Genomic DNA, 18,859 nt, shown 5'->3' with positions numbered 1-18,859 from the left:
GCACGACACATCAGCGCAACATTCAGGCACATGGGAGCATGAGGCGACAAACCCGCATCGCAAGTATGCGGGAGTTTGTTCAACTCACACCCAATGGCTAATCCCCGCAGCAGCGCACAGATCCATCGTTTTAGTCATCATCTACAGGTTGACCGACTTTTGCGACCATGAAGCAGCACGCAGCCACCCTCCTCTCACACACCAACCTGGTTTATTTATTCCAGTTATCAGGAGTGCTTGGCGGTTATTTTTTGCTGGGCAAATGGGGGCTGGAATATGCCAGCCTCAAGCCTATCGTCAGCCTGCTCTGGCCAGCCAGCGGTTTTGCCCTTGCCGTGCTCTTGTTGGCGGGCATCAGGATGTGGCCCGGTATTGCACTGGGTGCTTTTCTGGTAAATCTGAGTATCGGTATCGGCACTGCGCCTGCGGCCATCATTGCGGCAGGTAATAGCCTTGAGGCAATAATTGCATGGCACTTGCTTCACCACTATTTCAAGTTTGACCCCACCCTTGGGCGTACTGCAGATGTTTTTGCCTTGCTGCTGGCCGCTGTACTGGGGTCCATCTTTGCAGCCGGGCTGGGTAGCCTGGTTTATGGATTTAGCGTTCCCGGCACACATTATGTCGATGCGGGGCTGATCTGGTGGATGGGCGATATGGCTGGCATTCTCGTATTCACACCTGTAATTCTGGTCTGGATGAGAGCGCCGCCATGGCCGTCATGGCGGCACCAGATGGAACTGCTGGCATTGCTCGGTTGTGTCGTGTGGATAAGCCAACAGGTATTTTTCGACCCGCGCCGACTGGGTGATGCCGCTTATCCGGCGGCGCTCACCCTGCTCCCTTTTGCAGTATGGGCGGCACTGCGTTTCGGTCGCCACGGTGCGACTGCCTTTACCGTCGGCGTGGGCTTATTTGGCATAGCCGGCACATGGTATGGCAGCGGTCTCTTCATTACCGGTTCGCCGTTACAGATCATGCTGCGCTGGTGGGAGTACACCACTCTGCTAGCCGTCGCTGCCCTGTTACTGGCGGCGCTACGCACAGAGCGGATGAAAGCCTGGCTGGCATTCGCCCAATCCCACCAACACCTGGAAATGCAAATTGAGGAACGTACCTCTCGCCTGCAGCAGGCAAACCGCAAACTACAGGCGGAGATAGCCGCGCGCCGGCAACTGGAATGTCATTTGGTCGAAGTGGGTGAGCAGCGCCGTCGGCGCTTCGGTCAGGACTTGCATGATGGCCTGGGGCAATATCTAACCGGCATTTCCATGATGAGCCATGGCCTGGCGCTTGCGCTGCAGGAACGCCTGCCGGAACTGGCCCCGCAGGCAGAGCGCCTGCACCTCGTGGCCATCGAGGCGCAGAAGGAAGGGCACAACCTGGCCTGCGGGCTGTATCCCGCCACACTGGAAAAACTGGGGCTCTATTGCGCCATCGAAGAACTGGCCAAAGCCAACCACGAACGTGATGGTGTCGCCTGCAGCGTGCAAACGTCGGGAACGGATTTGCCGGATTTATCCACCACCACTGCCATCCACCTTTTTCGAATCGTTCAGGAATCATTACACAATGCCGTACGTCACGGCCGCGCCACATACATTCAAATTGAAATCCTTGGTACGCAGAAAGCGCTGCAAATCACCGTACGTGACAATGGCAGTGGATTTGAGCCAACCGCGGCGCACGCCAAGAACAGCCTTGGTTTTCACTTGATGCGTCAGCGCGCTGCGGTGCTGGGTGCACAGCTTAAAGTGGCAAGCGCGATCGGCCAGGGATCCGAAATCAGCTTGTGCCTGCCATTACCCATACTCGCTTCGGAATCCACAAATTGACTGCCGACAAGATACGCATCCTGCTTGCCGACGATCATCCCATTGTCGGCGAGGGTATCCGAGCCCTGCTTGCCGGCGAGCCGGAACTTTGCGTGTGTCACGAAGCCCGCGATGCCGCCGCAGCGCTGGTCGCGCAACAACAATGCCGACACCATCTCGCCATCGTCGATGTTTCTCTCGGACGTGACTCCGGACTTCAACTGGTCGCCACACTGAAGCGAACCTGGCCCGAACTGAGCGTTCTGGTATTGAGCATACACGAGAGCCAGCTTTACGCGCGCGATGCATATGCCGCCGGCGCCAGCGCCTATCTCAGTAAACAAACCCCTCCGCCGGTGTTGCTGCTCGCCATACGGCGGTTAGTCGCCGGCGGACTCTGGCGGTTGCCGCGTACTCCGGAGAGTCCAAGTTTGCAGCGACTGAGCAAGCGGGAACGCGAAGTGCTGCGTCTTATTGGCTGCGGGCATAGTTCTGCCGAAATCGCCGGCCAGCTCGGGCGCAGCGTCAAAACAATCGAAGCACACCGCGAAAACATCAAACAAAAGCTTGGTCTGGCCCGCGGAAAGGATTTGCTGCGCTACGCGTTGCTCTGGGCAGAAGGCAAAGCCCCGGAATAATGCGGTGCCGCAACACAATCAAAAAGCCCATCGGCACATCCTTCACAACGCAGTGCGCAAACCTTCGTTTTTCATTGTACAGATTTGAGAAAACCCAGGATCCAGAGCAGCCGAAGCTGATGACCGGACGCGGAAGCTCATCGTCTCTTGCCTTGTCTGCGCCTGCAAACACCCTGGCTGCCACACATACCCCTGGCCAAGACCAAAATCTGCCCAACGAGGTGATTCCGCATCAAGCATGACAATTTAGGGAATTCCCCTATATTGCCGGGCTGCTCGCTGTAACTATACTGATTCCGTAATCAATGCGGCATTCATTGCATGTAGCACCGACTGTAATACGGAGATAAACATGAATTTGCTGGACTTGTTCTCGCGTTCCGATGATGTCCAGGAGTTTGCGCCCGGCACGAGCATATTCGAGCAAGGCGCACCCGGAAATGTGATGTATGTCGTCCTCAGCGGCGAAGCCGAAGTTCGCGTAAACGGCAGACTGATCGATGCTGTGCGCCCTGGTGAACTTCTGGGCGAGATGGCGCTGATCGATGTACATCAACGCAGCGCGACGGCAGTCGCAAAAACTCACTGCAGGCTCGCGCCGGTGGACGAAAAACGCTTTTTGTTCATGGTGCAGCAAACGCCATTTTTTTCGCTACATGTCATGCGGGTTCTTGCAGAACGTTTGCGGCGCATGAATGCACATCTCGCGGCAAACCTGCATAAAGAGTCTCCTGTAGAGATCGGGACAAACGCCAGGGCAAGCCAGGGCAATTTGGCCCACCCGACTGACAATTTGCTTGCCATGTAAATATTGCCATCCGGGAGGCATCACTGACCCATGCAGAATAAGGTTATGGACAACGCTAAACTAAACCCCAACGAGTTGATCAAACTCCAGCCCCGCGGCTCGGTGCGTCACTACCGCAAAGGTGATCTAATATTCTCTGAGGGGGAGTCCGCCGATAACGTCTATTTCATTGAATCCGGCAAGTGCTCGGTATTTCTCTACGAGTTCACCAACCGGGTAGAAATCGGCCAGCTCGGCTGCGGCGAATTCTTTGGAGAAATGGCGGTGATCAACAGGGGCAAGCGCACTGCTTCTGTCGTTGCCATCACGGATGCCGAAATCATTGTGCTGGACCGGGAGCCTTTCCTCAAGTTTCTGGACTCGGGCAGCGAGCTCAGTGAAACTGTTAAAAGCATCATCGCGCGCCGCACTGAAGAACTCATCCTCAAGGAAAACCTGCTCACCACTACCGGCATCAAGGGCAACAATCTGCAAATCAGCATTAAAGGCGATCCGTCGCTGCGCGAAACAGCCTTTCTACGCGAACGTCATGAAAGCCCGGTTGACAAGGTGTTACCTGAACTCATTGTGAAACTGAAAATGCTGCTTCTGGAGCGTTGTGTGAGTGAGGTTTTCCTGCAGTTCAACAGCGGCGAAATCCGCCTCACTTCAATTCTCGACCCACTCAACTACGAAATTCATCCCGCTAACAAACTCATCGACGACGCCTATCTGGACCGTCATTTTCCTGTTCTCGACTATGCGGAAAAAACACGGCTGATCCGCCATCTGTACGACTCCATTGCCGCAGAATTCAGCAGCCTGACGCTGCCTCAGAACTACAAGGACTCCTATCTGCATCACTACCAATCCTGGCAGCCGCTGGCATCGGAAGAAATTGTCAAGGTCATCGATAGACTCCCGGCACTGCGCAACATTCCGGATTTTTATCTGCGCAACATGGGGATCAGCATCACCCGCGATGCCATTCGAATGCAGTTCAATTGTGACGGTACCCATATTATTGGCACCCAGGACTACGACCGCTTTCTGGCCGACAACGTCGAAGTATAGGAACCCCATAGCAGATATTTTTAGCAACCCCTAGGTGGCAAACGGCCACCGTGCTGTGCGGCAGGCACGGTTTTATAACGAGAACAGCATGACCCTCAGGGATAAGAAAAAAACAGGCAGAAACCTACTGGTGCTGTCGCTGATGCTTGCTTGCACATTTTCAACGATCCCGCCCGTACATGCTGCTACGGCTGGTGATTCTGACGAATTGCGCTTCCCGATAAAAGCATATCAGGTAAACGGCAACAGTCTGCTCAAGGCCGATGTGATCGACCGTTTACTGCAGCCCTATACCGGGAGCGCGCGCAGCTTCTCCGATATTGAAGCTGCACGCGAAGCCCTCCAGCATGCTTATCAGACAGCGGGCTACAGTGCGGTCGCTGTCACGCTGCCGGAGCAGACATTGCAGGGAGGAATAGTGAACCTCACCGTGGTAGAAGCACATCTGGCCACTATCTATATTGCCAACGGCCGCCATTACGATCGCGCCAATGTGCTCAACAGCCTGCCTGCACTTGTAGTGGGGCAAGTCCCCAACATGCACCGGGTCGATGAGGAACTGACGCTTGCCAACGACAATCCGGGCAAGACCACAGCCGTGGTCCTGCGCAAAGGCGTCGAACCCAACACCATCAACGCCAGCGTCCAGGTTCAGGACAGCAAGCCCTGGCGCACCTTTTTCACCCTGGACAACAGCGGTAATGCACAAACCGGAAAATTCCGTCTGGGTCTGGGCTACCAGTACGCCAATGTTGCCAACCGCGATCAGGTGCTCACTTTGCAATACCTGACCTCACCGGATCATCTCAGCAGCGTTAGCGCCTATGGCGCGGGTTACCACATTCCGCTCTACAGTCTGGGTGACTCGCTCGACCTGTTTGCCGGCTACGCCAACATCAATGCCGGCACTGTAGCGCAATTGTTCAGTGTCAGTGGCAAAGGCAGTATTTTCGGCCTGCGCTACAACCAGCATCTCAGCGATACGGCTCGCTACAAGCAACAACTGATTTACGGCATCGACTACCGCGCCTATCGCAATGACATCAGTTTTGTCGGCACCCCCATCGGCCACGATGTCACCGTGCATCCGCTGAGTCTCGCCTACAGTGGGCGCTATAGCGCGACACAAGGCGAGTGTAGTTTTGCGCTCACGGCACTGCAGAATATAGCGGGTGGCGCGCACGGCAACAGCGCCGATTTTGCCCTGGCCAGAACGGGTGCCAGCGCCGACTACCGTCTGTTGCGCCTGACCACTGATTGCCGCCGTGCCATCGGCGCTGCGTGGCAGATCCGGCTCAAAAGCAGTGGCCAGTATACGTCCCAGCCCCTGGTACCAGGCGAGCAATTCGGGCTGGGTGGCTTGCACTCAGTGCGTGGCTTCGACGAACGGCAGTTCGCTGGTGACAAGGGTCTGCAAGTCAGTCTCGAACTCTACAGTCCGGATGTCAGTCACGTCGTATCGCTAAACAACGCCAGCCTGCGCGGTCTGGTTTTTTACGATGCCGGATTTGTCAGTCTTAATGACGCCCAGGCCGGCGACATCGCCCATACCAACATTTCCAGCGCAGGCTTCGGTCTGCGCGTCGGTGTCGCCAAACGTCTCAGCCTGGAACTCGATTACGCACACATTCTGCGTGCCGGGAATTCCAGTCTGTCCGATCACAATCGCGTCCAGGGTAGCCTGACGCTGGTTTTTTGAGCAACGGAGGTTCATCGTGCAAGCATATAACCAGCCCAGAAAAATCAGCTCGCGTCTCCGATTAAAAGCCTTGGGCGCACTTTGCGCCCTCATGCTGCAGTGGCCCGTCGCTGCATCAGCCAACCCCGACGGAGCGCAGGTACTGAGCGGCCAGGTCAATTTCAAAACCCTGGGCAGCCAACTCGACATTCACAATACGCCAGGCGCGATCATTAACTGGAATGGTTTTTCCATCGACGCCAATGAAATCACCCGGTTCATTCAGCAAAGCGCTTCCAGCGCCGTCCTCAACCGCGTTATCGGCCAGGACCCATCGCGCATTCTCGGCGCACTGCTCTCCAACGGACGCGTTTTTCTGATCAATCCCAACGGCATCGTGTTCGCTGCCGGTGCCAGAATCGATACAGCGGGACTGGTCGCCAGCACGCTGAACTTGTCCGATCAGGACTTCGCCGCCGGACGCCTGCGCTTTAGTGCCAACCCGAACACGGCTGCCATCGACAACGCGGCTGTCATCAACACTACATCCGGTGGCCAGGTGTACCTGATCGCGCCGGATATCAACAATTCCGGTCTCATCAACGCCCCGCAGGGACAGATCGTGCTCGCCGCAGGCCGCAGCGTCGAATTGCTCGACCCGGCCTCCCCCAATGTTCGGGTCGCCATTAGCGCTCCAGGTGGGCAAGCGCTCAACCTCGGCCAACTCGTCGCCACCAGCGGGCATATCGGCATCTATGCCACGTTGATCGACCAACGCGGTATCGTCAATGCCGACAGTGCGACGCAGGCAGCAAGTGGTCAGATCGTACTGCGTGCCAGTGGTGACATCCATCTCCACGACGCCAGCCTCATCAGTGCCAGCGGTGCAGCAGACAGCCAGCAGGATGGCGGCGCGGTACAGATCGTCGCTGGCGGCAAGCTTGATCTGGCGCGCGGTGCGAAGGTCGCGGTCGATGGTGGTGGCCTGGGTGGAAACGGCGGAAGCCTGGAACTATCCGGCATGCAGCTTTCGCTGCTGGGCGACTACAGCGGGCAGGCACATACGCCCGGCTATCAGAACGGTTCGCTATTGCTCGACCCGGCATACATCAACGTCATCTCCGGTGGCACCGATACCATTCCCTCATCGGGCATAGTCGACAACACTTTGTCTCCCAACACCTTTAACATTGATCCAGCCAGCCTGGCAAACGGATCCTGGTCAACCATTCAACTGGCCGCCTCGACCGACATCACGGTAAGTTCGCCTATTCCCAGCCTGGGTGCGGCACATTCTCTCAGCCTGAGTGCCGGGCGCGATATCAATCTCAATGCCGATCTGGGTACGTCCGGGCAACCGCTGGCGGCCAATGTCAATCTCAGCGCCATGCATCTGATCAACCTGGGCAGTTCGGTTTATCTTGATTCCAGCTACACACTGAATCTCGACGGTACCACCCAGGTCAGCGCTACCTCACAACTTAGCGCAGGCAACTTGCTGGCCAACTCAGTGGTGTTACTCAACGGTGCAGCCCTCTTGCTCAATGCGCCAGCTACCATCGACACCTTGCAACTGAACGACGGTACGCTCAACAACCGCCAGCCTCTCTCGATCAACACCCTGAACTGGAGCGGAGGCGTGCTGCAGCCCGATCAGCCGGTGAACGTCAATACGCAACTGAATATTTTCGGCACGCCAATGCTTGTGGGCGGCAACCTGACCAGTCACGGTACCGCCAGCATGGGAGGATCTGCCAATCTGACGCTAAGCCAGGGAACTGTGCTGACAAACGCGCCCGGCGCACGTTTTGTCGTCAATGACCCCATCAACGACGGCAATAACAACCACTACGCCATCAGCCAAAGCGGCTCGCCGTCCAGTTTCATTAACCAGGGAACCCTGCAGAACACCAACCCCGGCGGGCGCACTACGATCGGCGTCGGATTTGTCAATGATGGAAGCTTGCAGAATGATTTCGGAACCTTCGATTTTTCGGGGCCAGTGAGTGGTGGCGGCGTTTTTAACACCGCATCCGGTGCGACACTGATTTTCTCCGGTATCGCCAATCTGCCTGCACCGACCAATCTGGTCGGCGGCACGGTGGTTTTCGCGTCCAGCAGCAAGGTGCTTTTTTCCCCTAGCGCCGGTGCCATGCTCGGCTCCAGCACCCTGATCCCCGTCAGTGGCAGTAGTGGACCGCTCACCATCGACCAGATTGTTCAACCTGCGCACGGCAACGTCATCAACAACGGAAACGGGACGCTCCGTTACATCCCGTCCGATAATTTCATCGGCACCGACACGTTTACCTATCAGTTGAACGCGAGTGGCGGTTCAGCTTTGGCGCAACAGACCGTACTCGTTTCATCCAACCAAGTATCGGTTGCACCCATTGTAGAGGTTGCTCCGGCTGTACCCTTTGGACTGGATAACAGCCTGCTCATACAAACCAGCGCACTCTCCACGACACCCAGCCTGCTTTCAGACGCGCAAAAGGGAAATCACAATGCCCGCTCCAGTTGTAACTAGATTTTTTTGTGCAGCCCTGTTGCTGCTTTCTTTGTCCGCCTATGCGAATACGCCCGCTGCGACCGTGGTGTCTCTGGTCGGCACCGTATCGGCACAATTGCCGGACAAGACGATGCGCATCCTCTGCGAAGGCGCCACTCTGGGCGCGCAGGAAACCATCACCACGCAGAAGAAAAGCTACGTGCGCCTGCGCTTCAGCGACGGCGGGCAAATCACTCTGCGTCCACAGACGTCGCTGCGTCTTGATGCCTATCACTACGACGAAGCCAAACCAGCACAGGACGCCATCGCCTTCAATCTGCTCAAGGGTGGAATGCGCGCCATCTCCGGGCTGATTGGCCACCGTGGCAATCGCGATGCCTACAAGGCGCAGGCCGGCGTCGCAACCATTGGTATCCGCGGTACGCGTTATGGTTTGCTGCTATGCCAGGACAACTGCCAGGGACTACTGACCGACAGCACGGCTACTGACGACAACACGCAAGACCCGGATCAAAAGCATCGTGCATCCAGCCTGGGCAATGGACTGTACCTGGACGTGGCTGCGGGAGAAATCGTGGTGAGCAATGACGCCGGGGCACGCGATTACCGCGTCGGTCAGTATGGCTATGTGGGCACTCTTAACGTGCTGCCCGCCTTGCTGCCGCAGGATCCCGGACTCAATCAGGCGCTGCCAGTCTCTCTGGATAGCGGCCTGAGCCTGCACAATCTGCCCGGCATCGGTCAGGATGGCGCATGTATCGCACACTGACGCAAGGTATCGGGACAATACTATAAAATCGAGCACGCAAAACGCGGTGCAAGCGCGGTCGGATAACGCCGTAACACTCAACAATCAAACAACCGGCATGGCATCATGAACCACTACCTGATCAGAAGCCTGCTGGGAATGGCCGTGCTGGTAGTCCTGCTCATGTATTCACTGGGGTTTTTCCAGTCACGCTTTATACAACAGCTGGAAGCCATCAGCTATGATTACCGCCTGCGGCTGACAGCACCGGGCACCGTAGACCGCAATATCGTCATCGTCAACATCGACGAAAAAAGCCTTGCCGCCGAAGGCCGCTGGCCATGGCCGCGCAACAAATTGGCGCAACTCGTGCACCAACTCAACGACACCTATCATGTGGCAGTGATCGGCTTCGATATAGTCTTCGCCGAAGCCGACGAAAGTTCCGGAATCACCGTATTGAGCGCGCTCGCGCGCGGGCCGCTGAGCGACGACGCACCGTTTCGTGCCCACTTCGCAGCGCTCGCGCCCAGATTGAATTACGACAATCTCTTTGCGCAACAGCTCAAGGTTTCCCCAAGCGTGCTTGGCTACTATTTCACGACCGTACAGAAAGCCGGCAAGACGTCTGAATCGGGCCAGCTGCCGCCGCCCACCTTCCTCAAAGCAGCCTTCAGCGGCCGCCACATCGACTTTGTCAGCGCCAACAGTTACGGAGCCAATCTGGCTGTACTTCAAAATAGTGCCCAAGCCGCCGGGTACTTCAGCTTTATCCCGGATGTCGACGGCATACTGCGCCGCGTTCCGATGCTGATCGAATATCACGGCGCCTACTACGGCTCACTGGCGCTGGCGGTCGCCGATGCTTACCTGGGCAGCGTGCCCATTACGCCCGGTTTCCCCACAGCAGATAATAATGCCGACGGGTATAACGCACTGGAATGGCTGCAGCTTGGCAACCGTAAAATCCCGGTAGACCGCCACGTCAGCGCGCTAGTCCCCTACCGCGGCCCGGCAGGCAGCTTTCAATATGTGTCTGCCGTGGATGTGCTCAATGGACGGCTCCCGCCCGGTGAATTGTTCGGCAAGGTCGTGCTCGTCGGTACCACTGCACCGGGACTGCTCGACCTGCGCTCAACCCCGGTAGGTACCGAATATCCTGGCGTCGAAGTGCAGGCTAACCTGGTGGCCGGCATCCTCGACGGCACCATTAAGCAAGAGCCTGCATATGTCACTGGCGCAGCCGTCGCGCTATTGGGCGTCATCGGTCTGCTGCTGATCCTTGTTCTGCCGGTACTCAGTCCGCTGTGGACTTTACTACTCACACTGGTTACCGCCGCAGCAGCCTTGGGCATCAATCTCGCAGCCTGGCAGTATGGCAATCTGGTACTACCTCTGGCACCGGTTCTGTTGTTGATTGTGACGCTTTTCGTGCTCGACATGTCTTATGGATTTTTTGTCGAAGCGCGGAATAAGCGGCAATTGAGCGGGCGCTTTGGGCAGTACGTGCCGCCCGATCTGGTGCGCGAAATGGTCAAACATCCACAGCGCTTTACCATGCAAGGGGAAAGCCGTGAAATGACAGTCATGTTTGCCGACGTGCGCGATTTCACGCGTGCATCGGAAGGCCTCGAACCCACTCAACTCACCGCCCTGATGAACGAATACCTGACCGCCATGACTCAGGTAATCCAGAAGCATCAGGGCACTATCGATAAATATATGGGGGATGCCATCATGGCGTTCTGGGGGGCGCCCCTGACCGATACGCAACACTGCCGCAAGGCATTGATGGCCGCCACCGAAATGCAGGAGCAACTTACCACCCTGTGGCCACATTTCAAAGCACGCGACTGGCCCGAAATACGCATAGGCATCGGCCTCAATACCGGCGTCATGAGCGTTGGCAACATGGGTTCCACCTTCCGTATTGCGTATACCGTCATGGGTGATGCAGTGAATATCGCTTCAAGGCTGGAGGGGCTGACCCGACAATATGGCGTGAAGATCATCGTTGGTGAGGAGACTTACAAACAATTGCCCGACATCGCCTTCCGCGAACTCGACGTAGTCCGTGTCAAAGGTCGGGAAAGCCCCCTCGCCATTTACGAGCCGCTGGGCCTGCGCAGTGAAATCGACCCGCAACAACTGGACGAACTTGCCCGCTTTGAACAGGTGCTGGGCCATTACCGCGAACAACTATGGGATCAGGCCAAGGCCGGGTTGGACTGGCTGCAACAGTTGCACCCGGAGCAACGGCTTTATGCTCTCTATCGCGAGCGCATCGACTATTTTTCCCAGCATCCACCGGGCAGCGAATGGGATGGGGTTTTCAATTTCCAGACAAAAAAATAGGGAGCAATAATGCAAGTCAGAATTCTTGGTTGTAGCGGCGGCATCGGCGGGGATTTTCGCACCACCGCCATGCTGGCAGACGACGACATCCTGATAGACGGTGGAACCGGCGTTGGCGATCTGAGCCTGGAAGCACTCGCCCGCATCGACCATATCTTCGTCACCCATTCCCACCTCGACCATATCGCCTGCATCCCGCTGATGATAGACAGTGTGGCGCGCTATCGCACCAAGCCGATCACGCTTTACGCCACCGCTGCCGTGCTGCGCATTTTGCAGGAACACGTCTTCAACTGGCTGGTGTGGCCGGATTTCAGCCGCATACCCAAGGAACAGACGCCTTTCATGCGCTACCAGACCGTATCCGTTGGCCAGCGTGTCGTGCTGGGCGAACGCAGCATTACTCCGATCCCCGCCCAACACACCGTACCCGCAGTTGGCTACCATATCGACAGCGGTACTGCGAGCCTGGTATTTACCGGTGACACCACCAGTCAGGACGCGCTGTGGGAGTACATCAATCGCATCGACAATCTGCGCTATCTGATTATTGAAACCGCATTTTCCGAGCAGCAGCAAGACATTGCCGTCGCGTCCAAACATTTGCACCCGGGTCTGTTGGCCAAGGAACTGGGTAAATTGAAACGCCCGGCAGAAATCTACGTGACGCATCTCAAACCTGGCGATGACGATGTCATCATGTCTCAGGTCAACCAACTGGCAGGGCAATTCGTGCCCAGGTTTCTTTATAACCAGCAGGTATTCGATTTTTAACAATGCAGCCGTACGAAACAGACACCTATCCTGTTTGGGTTCGCTTATGGTGCATTCGCGGCACCACTTTTAAGCATGGCATTCGCGACTTTGGAGCGGAATCAGCTTCACTTTCCGGCGCCCTGCTACTTGCCATCACGGCTCAATGTAAACAGCCAGTCAGACCGATGTGGTGTAGTTCTTGCATGTAACGCGGCGCGCTACTACTTTTACTTCTGTGAGTTTATGCAATTACCTATCCAGACCTATCTAGCCGACCTTTATCAACGCCTTTTCCCCTTGCAAGAAGGTGAGTTGGCAAGCTACATACCAGAACTGACCCGCGCCAATCCTGACTGGTTTGGTCTTTGCATTGTCACGATGGACGGTTTTGCCTATACCGAGGGAGACTGGGGGCAGCCGTTCACCATCCAGTCCGTTTCCAAGCCCTTCGTCTATGCTCTGGCACTGGCCGATCGCGGCGTGGATGAGGTAATGGCCAAGGTCGGCGTGGAACCCAGCGGCGATGCATTCAACTCCATCAGCCTGGATCCGCAAACTGGTGCACCACGTAATCCGATGATCAATGCCGGAGCAATCGCCAGCACCAGCCTGGTGGCTGGCGCTACCTCAACGCAACAATGGCAACGCTTGCAGGCAACACTTTCGGCCTTTGCCGGCCATGAGCTTGCGCTTGACGAGGCGGTCTATCATTCCGAGAGTGAAACCGGTTTTCGCAACCGGGCGATCGCCTGGATGCTGAGAAATTTCGGCATCACCGAGGGTGACCCGATGCCATCGCTGGAAAACTATTTCCGCCAGTGCTCGCTGCTGGTCGATTGCCGTGATCTCGCCTACATGGCGGCCACGCTCGCGAATGGCGGAATACATCCGCTCAGCGGACAGCGCTGCATGCCTGCCGAGCATGTCGAACGCGTGCTCTCGGTGATGGCAACGTGCGGCATGTACGACTACGCTGGCAGCTGGTTATACGAAGTTGGAATGCCGGCCAAAAGCGGCGTGGGCGGAGGCATTCTCGCAGTACTGCCTGGCCGTTTCGGTATCGGCGTCTTTTCCCCGCGACTGGACGACAAGGGCAACAGCGTGCGCGGCATTGCCGCATGCAAGCAGATTGCCCACGACTTCGGGCTCAATATTTTCAACCACACCAATTCACCGGCACTGACAGTACGGAGAATTTACAACGCGGCCGTATCGCCCTCGCACCGACAAACCGGACACCACAGCATGGCCTATTTACGCGAGCGTGCCGATCGCATAAAAATCCTCTGCCTGCAAGGTGAACTGGGTGTGGACAGCGCGGAATATGTCATTCGTCAATTACAGCATCTGGCGCCTACCACCGACAGCTTCATACTCGATCTGCATCTCGTGGCAAATCTATCGAACGGTGCGGCCACCTTACTGCATCAGGCGCGCAGGGAGCTATATACCGCAGGTATCGCCATAGTGCTTTCGCGGATACACGGACGCAACGGGATTGAAGAAACATTAAGCAAGACCACCACAGATGCCACATTCGGCTTCCTGTGTTTTGAGGGAAACGACCTCGCCGTGCAATGGTGCGAGAACCGCATGCTGGAAGAATTCTGCGGCGAAGATGAAATCGAATGCTGTTATGAAGACTCGGTTTTTTTTGCAGGCATTCCAGCGCCGGTGATGGCCAGGTTGTGTCCGTTGATGCAGACGCGCAACTTTGCGCCGGGCGAGGTGATCCTCGACGCCGGCCAGCCCTCCGACGGGCAGATTTTTTTCCTCGAAAGTGGCCGTGTCAACGTGTTGGCGCCGCTGGCGGGGGGTGGTTACCAGTTCCTTGCCACTCTGGGCCCGGGGATGAACTTCGGCGAATTGGTGCTGCTCGGACAATGCACCCGTACCGCCATGGTTCATGCCGAAAGTGAGACGCGCTGCCGTGTGCTCGCCATGGACGACCTGAACACGCTGGCGCGAGAACTGCCTGACCTGAAAATCGCCATTTTGAAAAATCTCTCGCTGGATCTGGCGGACAAGTTGAAGCATGCAACTCAAATGATTACTGTACTGGCAAACTGATACTCTGTTGCCGCAGCGCGGCAGGGGCAGCATCGAATAACTTTTTATCAGGCCCACACAACTGGTCACCCAACTCTATGGGTCAAACCGGACTGCCCGGTATAACATCAGCGCGCTCGGTCAAAGCACCAAGGTTCACTCAGGACCGCGCGCTGTCGCTCAGCCGGCTATTCACCCGCACCAGGCTGTTCAGCGCAGTTTTCAGCACTGACCTGGCCAATCCCACGTCCGGGTCAGGCTGTGTCAGCGCCTGACGCGCGCTCGCAATAGGTGCGCCTATATCCACCACTGGCAGATACACGATATGCGTCGCCATCACCTGTTTTTCCTGGTCTATCTTGCCTAACTTGTCTACTCCCGGCTGCACATCGGCAGCCGGAGTCACGATATAGGTTGCGCGGTCATCAATGCTTACCCGTAATGGCAACAGCTGGCGTTGGGCCTCGGCACTGGCTGTGTTCGACGCCGCTCGCGGCATCATGTCACGCAGGGTTTGATCGCGTCGCGCACTGGCCGCCAATGCATGGCGGGCTGCGGCGAGATTGCTGGCATCCAGTGCGCGCTGGGCTTTATTCAGTTCTGCTACCAGCTGGTTTCCCAATGCTTTTGCGCGGTCATAATCGGGATGCATGTCCCATCCACCCAGCGCGGGCGTATGGTTGCCTGTTTCGGTTGCGGGCGCTGCCAGGGCAATGCTTGCGGAGCCGGTAAGCACGGCAACCAGCAATGCGGGAATCAATACGTGTCGGGTTTTCATGAGAATCTCCTGAAGAAGCAGGCGAGACTGCCACCCATTACTCCGCAGACTTCATGCCAGACGATAACTTATTGAGAAAACTGGAATCCAGCCAGGTGGTTTCGTTTGCCGCGGTGCTTTTCAGCCGTTGCCATGGCGTCAGCCGGGGGAAAACAGCCAGCCATGCCGGCTGCGTTACGCTTGAAAAAACAGGCTAAGCGTTGTGGATTTATTGACGTGCACAACGCAGGTTGAGTGGCAATTGGCTGCCGCTGATATTGCTGCGCCACGGGTTGATGTCCAGCCCGCCGCGCCGCGTGTAGCGCGCGTAGACGGCGAGCTTGAGCGGTTTGCACTGGCGCAACACGTCCATGAAAATGCGCTCCACGCATTGCTCGTGAAATTCGTTATGGGTGCGAAATCCAATCAGATATTGCAGCAACCCGGCCTGATCAATCGGTGCGCCGACATAGTGAATTTGCACGCTGCCCCAGTCCGGCTGGCCGGTGACCAGACAATTGGATTTGAGCAGGTTGGATACCAGTTTTTCCTCGACCGGTTCGGCATCCTTGGACGCACGCAGCAAGGCCGGGTTGGGCGCGTAGCTGTCCACTTCGATATCCAGCCGGTCCAGCGACAGGCCCTCCAGTTCTGCGAAAGCCATATTGCCAAATGCATCCGGCAGAGTCAGGCGCACTTGTACCGATGCGCCCACGGCTGCCGACACATCGGCCTTCAGGCGCGCCAGCAGGGTATCGGTGTCGTCCAGCCGGGTCTGGTTGTAGCTATTCAGATACAGCTTGAACGACTTGGACTCGACGATATTGGGCGACTCGGCGGGAATGATGAAAGTCGCAATGGCAACTTGCGGCTTGCCGCGCAGGTTGAGCCAGGAAACCTCGTAGGCGTTCCAGATATCCGCGCCGAAAAACGGCAGCGTGCCGCGGATACCGATCTCGCTGCGCTTGTCCTGACGGGGGATGGGAAACAATAGCGAGGGGTCGTATTCAGCCTGGTAACAGGCGGGTTTTCCCAGCAATGACTGTTCCGGTGTATTCATGTTCCCTCGCTCATCGGTACGCGTTGCGCCACGGCGCACAACAACTCGTAGCTGATGGTGCCCGCAGCCGCGGCGACCGCCTCCACCGGCAGGCCTTCCCCCCACAGCACCACCAGCGCGCCGACTCCGGCGCCGGGAATGTCAGTCAAATCGGCGCACAGCATATCCATGGAAACGCGCCCCAGCGTGCGCGTACGCTGGCCATTTACCAGAATCGGCGTGCCGGTGCCCGCGTGACGCGGGTAACCGTCGGCATACCCGCACGCCACCACACCGACGCGCATGGGTCGATCGGCGATATAGCTGGCGCCGTAGCCCAGCGCCTCGCCGGACGCCAGGGTCTGCACGGCAATAATGCGGCTCGACAAGGTCATCGCCGGCTGCAGATCCAGCGCATGTGCGTTTTCTCCGGCAAATGGCGACGCCCCATACAGCATAATGCCGGGACGCACCCAGTCGCGCCGCGTCGCCCGGTAACGCAGCAGCGCGGCAGAATTGGCGAGACTGACGGGATGATCCAGATCAGAAAACACCGCCTGGATGATCTCAAGCTGGCCGCTCACGCCAGCCGCCCCATCCGCGGTGGCGAAATGGCTCATCAGGGTGATTTCGCTCACATTGACGCACGCCGTCAGCCGCGCCAATGACGCGTGAAAATCCTGAGGCTTAAATCCCAGACGGTTCATGCCGCTGTTCAGCTTGAGGAATACCGGAAACGGGCTGACGGGATGAGCCTGTTCCAGCATGGCGATCTGTTCGGCATGGTGGACGACCAGGGTGACACGCTGGGCCTCGCACGCCGCCAGTTCGGCCACGTCGAACATGCCCTCCAGCAGCAGGATGGGCTTGTCCCAGCCCAGATCGCGCAGGTGGCCGGCTTCTTCCAGGGACATTACCGCGAACCCGTCCGCATCCCACAATGCCCGCGCCGCCCGGCGCAAACCATGACCATAGCCGTTGGCCTTGATCACGGCCATGATGCGTGCATCCCCTGCATGACGCCGCGCTACGGCCAGATTATTTTGCAGTGCGGCGGGATGAATGCGTGCGATAAGCGGGCGTGACATTGCGCGGCTTAATTAATAATTACCGCCGCCGCTGGCGTAGTTTTCGAAGCGCGTATGCTCGCCCAGGAAAGTCAGGCGTACGGTGCCGATGGGGCCGTTCCGCTGCTTGCCGATAATGATTTCGGCGCTGCCTTTGTCCTGGCTGTCGGGGTTATAGACTTCGTCGCGATAGATGAACAGGATCACGTCGGCGTCCTGCTCGATGGCGCCCGATTCGCGCAGGTCGGACATCACCGGGCGCTTGTTGGGACGCTGCTCCAGCGAGCGGTTGAGCTGGGACAACGCGATTACCGGCACCTGCAGTTCTTTCGCCAACGCCTTGAGCGAACGCGATATTTCCGAAATCTCGGTGGCGCGGTTTTCACCGCTGCTGACACTGGACATCAGTTGCAGGTAGTCGATGATGATCAGCCCCAGCTTGCCGCACTGACGGTGCAGGCGGCGCGCGCGGGCGCGCAGTTCGAGGGCGTTGAGCGCGGGCGTTTCATCGATAAAAATCGGCGCATCATTGAGTTTGCCCACTGCGTAGGTCAGCTTTTGCCAGTCGTCATCCTGCAGGCGGCCGGTGCGGATCTTGTGCTGGTCGAGGCGACCGATGGAGCCCAGCATACGCATGACCAGCTGCGCCCCACCCATCTCCATGGAGAAAATGGCTACCGGCAGGCCGGTGTCGATTGCCACGTTTTCGCCCATGTTGATCGAAAACGCAGTCTTGCCCATGGACGGCCGCCCGGCCACGATAATCAGGTCGCCCGCCTGCAGGCCTGCCGTTTTCTGATCCAGGTCGGCAAAGCCGGTGGGTATACCGGTGACATCGCTCTGGTTGTCGCGGCTGAACAGTTCGTCGATGCGCTCCACCACCTCGGTGAGCAGGGGCTTGATTTCGAGAAAGCCCTGCTGACTGCGCGCGCCCGCTTCGGCAATGTCGAACACCTTGGCTTCGGCCTGGTCGAGCAGATCATTGGCCGAACGGCCGGCCGGATTGTAGGCGGATTCGGCAATCTCGGTACCCACTTCCACCAGTTTGCGCATGACCGCGCGCTCGCGCACGATCTCGGCGTAGCGGCGGATATTGGCGGCAGACGGCGTGTTCTGCGCCAGCGCGACCAGATAGGCCAATCCACCCACATTGGAAAGCTCACCGTGATTTTCCAGCAGCTCGGCTACGGTCACCACGTCGGCGGGCTTGCCCTGCTCGATCAGCTTGGTGATCATGCGATAAATGAGCTTGTGATCATGCCGGTAAAAGTCATTCTGGTTGATCACGTCGGCAATGCGTTCCCAGGCGTGGTTTTCCAGCAACAGGCCGCCCAGCACGGACTGCTCCGCCTCGACGGAATGCGGTGGCATCTTGAGCGCGGCGAGTTCGGGATCAGCGGTATTTTGGAATGTGGCCATGTTTTGGTTTTAATGAGGCAGCGCTTTGGGCGAAGCGCCATTTTAACGCGTCCCGGACTGCTGGGTGAAAATCATCGAGTAGGGGACGGAGTTGCCCCCGTCGCCCTCTCACACCACCGTACGTGCGGTTCCGCATACGGCGGTTCATTAAACATGCTGGAAGCGT

Annotated in this window: 14 protein-coding genes; 10 read left to right on the top strand and 4 right to left on the bottom strand. The window is 57.5% G+C overall.

Translation table 11 applies throughout. The features are described from left to right. Positions 1-167 precede the first annotated feature (167 nt). The 10 genes from EI185_RS09520 (at position 168) to glsA (ending at position 14,432) form a co-directional block, all read left to right on the top strand. On the top strand, positions 168-1,835 hold the full coding sequence (locus EI185_RS09520; protein WP_124704916.1) for a sensor histidine kinase: 1,668 nt from the start codon (positions 168-170) through the stop codon (positions 1,833-1,835). Continuing rightward, the gene (locus EI185_RS09515; RefSeq protein ID WP_124704915.1) at positions 1,832-2,452 is read left to right on the top strand and encodes a response regulator; all 621 of its coding nucleotides are present in this window, start codon (positions 1,832-1,834) and stop codon (positions 2,450-2,452) included. The genes EI185_RS09520 and EI185_RS09515 overlap by 4 nt, the downstream gene beginning before the upstream one ends. A 352-nt stretch (positions 2,453-2,804) precedes the next feature. Continuing rightward, complete coding sequence (locus tag EI185_RS09510) at positions 2,805-3,260, top strand: cyclic nucleotide-binding domain-containing protein (RefSeq protein WP_124704914.1); 456 nt, start codon at positions 2,805-2,807, stop codon at positions 3,258-3,260. A 45-nt stretch (positions 3,261-3,305) separates the two neighbouring features. Continuing rightward, the gene (locus EI185_RS09505; RefSeq protein WP_189836356.1) at positions 3,306-4,313 is read left to right on the top strand and encodes a Crp/Fnr family transcriptional regulator; all 1,008 of its coding nucleotides are present in this window, start codon (positions 3,306-3,308) and stop codon (positions 4,311-4,313) included. Positions 4,314-4,401: 88 nt separating this feature from the next. Then, the gene (locus EI185_RS09500; RefSeq protein WP_124704912.1) at positions 4,402-6,012 is read left to right on the top strand and encodes a ShlB/FhaC/HecB family hemolysin secretion/activation protein; all 1,611 of its coding nucleotides are present in this window, start codon (positions 4,402-4,404) and stop codon (positions 6,010-6,012) included. Positions 6,013-6,103: 91 nt separating this feature from the next. Next, entirely contained in the window at positions 6,104-8,521 is a 2,418-nt protein-coding gene (locus EI185_RS09495; RefSeq protein ID WP_124704911.1) for a two-partner secretion domain-containing protein, read from the top strand. Between the two features lie 19 nt (positions 8,522-8,540). Then, positions 8,541-9,272, top strand: coding sequence for a FecR family protein (locus EI185_RS09490; protein WP_189836355.1), 732 nt, complete (start codon positions 8,541-8,543; stop codon positions 9,270-9,272). A 105-nt stretch (positions 9,273-9,377) separates the two neighbouring features. Beyond that, entirely contained in the window at positions 9,378-11,606 is a 2,229-nt protein-coding gene (locus tag EI185_RS09485) for a CHASE2 domain-containing protein (RefSeq protein WP_124704909.1), read from the top strand. 9 nt (positions 11,607-11,615) lie between these two features. Next, positions 11,616-12,380 (top strand): MBL fold metallo-hydrolase, encoded by a 765-nt coding sequence (locus tag EI185_RS09480; protein WP_124704908.1) that lies wholly within the window; start codon positions 11,616-11,618, stop codon positions 12,378-12,380. Between the two features lie 225 nt (positions 12,381-12,605). Then, positions 12,606-14,432, top strand: a complete 1,827-nt coding sequence (glsA, locus tag EI185_RS09475) for a glutaminase A (RefSeq protein ID WP_189836354.1) — start codon at positions 12,606-12,608, stop codon at positions 14,430-14,432. Positions 14,433-14,571: 139 nt separating this feature from the next. Here the strand turns inward: glsA and EI185_RS09470 are convergent, their stop codons facing one another. From EI185_RS09470 to EI185_RS09455, 4 genes are all read right to left on the bottom strand, one after another. Further along, entirely contained in the window at positions 14,572-15,189 is a 618-nt protein-coding gene (locus EI185_RS09470) for a hypothetical protein (RefSeq protein ID WP_124704906.1), read from the bottom strand. A 208-nt stretch (positions 15,190-15,397) separates the two neighbouring features. Beyond that, positions 15,398-16,228 carry an NADPH-dependent 7-cyano-7-deazaguanine reductase QueF gene (queF, locus tag EI185_RS09465; protein WP_124704905.1) on the bottom strand — a complete coding sequence of 277 codons (831 nt, stop codon included), beginning with the start codon at positions 16,226-16,228 and terminating at the stop codon, positions 15,398-15,400. Beyond that, positions 16,225-17,295 (bottom strand): alanine racemase, encoded by a 1,071-nt coding sequence (gene alr / locus EI185_RS09460; protein WP_124704904.1) that lies wholly within the window; start codon positions 17,293-17,295, stop codon positions 16,225-16,227. The genes queF and alr overlap by 4 nt, the downstream gene beginning before the upstream one ends. A gap of 12 nt (positions 17,296-17,307) precedes the next feature. Further along, a complete protein-coding gene (locus EI185_RS09455) occupies positions 17,308-18,693 on the bottom strand; it encodes a replicative DNA helicase (RefSeq protein WP_124704903.1) in 1,386 nt (461 codons plus the stop codon). Positions 18,694-18,859 lie beyond the last annotated feature (166 nt).

The organism is Sulfuriferula multivorans, assembly GCF_003851125.1.
GTDB lineage: Bacteria > Pseudomonadota > Gammaproteobacteria > Burkholderiales > Sulfuriferulaceae > Sulfuriferula > Sulfuriferula multivorans.
Note: the sequence above shows the minus strand (reverse complement) of the source record. Positions and strands in the feature narration are given on the sequence as shown.